This is a genomic window from Psychrobacter sp. 1U2 (assembly GCF_051847575.1).
In genome coordinates this window covers 1-648 of record NZ_JBPYDC010001270.1, presented here as the reverse complement: position 1 = coordinate 648, position 648 = coordinate 1, and the positions used below count along the sequence as shown (strand labels likewise).

Here is a 648-nt window from a genome sequence, read left to right as displayed (position 1 = left end):
TTGTTAGAGCATGGCGTGGTTGATGAAGTGGTACATCGTCATCAGATGATTGATACCATTTATCGTCTGCTAGCTAAGCTTACGCATACGGATAATGTAGACGCCTAAATTGTGTGAGTACTTAAGTTTTTGTATGTCGCATGTTTGGCTTACCCTTTAAATAGCATTTATCGTCATTGATGATAAATGCTATTTTTAATTTTTGGGGTTTGAATATGGTCGATTTCAAATAAGGTGGATACATTAGATATCAGTCCTGCCGTATCATTTTTATACTGAACTCATTATATGGTTATAAGCATTGTATAATGACGCTTTTGGCAGCTGTATATCTTGGCTGCTTTTTACTTTAAGGTGTTTTTATGTCCTCATCGAATCACGCTACTACCGTGACCAGTCCAACGGCACAATCAAGCTTGACTGCATGGCTAGATTATATGCAGCAGATTCATGTTTCTGCTATTGATATGGGATTATCACGTGTATTGCCAGTGGCTAATTATTTGGGCGTGGTGCAATCAGCAAAAGACGATGCCTTTGTCTTCACTGTCGCAGGCACCAATGGTAAAGGCTCAACGACTGCCGTTATCAGCGATATGTGCCGCGCAGCTGGTTACAAAACCGCGTTATATCAATCGCCGCATCTGG

At 40.7% G+C, this 648-nt stretch carries 2 pseudogenes; both read left to right on the top strand.

Annotation, left to right across the window (positions count from 1 at the left end):
* Nucleotides 1-108: pseudogene (locus tag ACS8FD_RS21585) on the top strand (acetyl-CoA carboxylase carboxyl transferase subunit beta); the annotation flags it as partial.
* 254 nt (nucleotides 109-362) lie between these two features.
* A pseudogene (locus ACS8FD_RS21580) lies at nucleotides 363-648 on the top strand (bifunctional folylpolyglutamate synthase/dihydrofolate synthase); the annotation flags it as partial.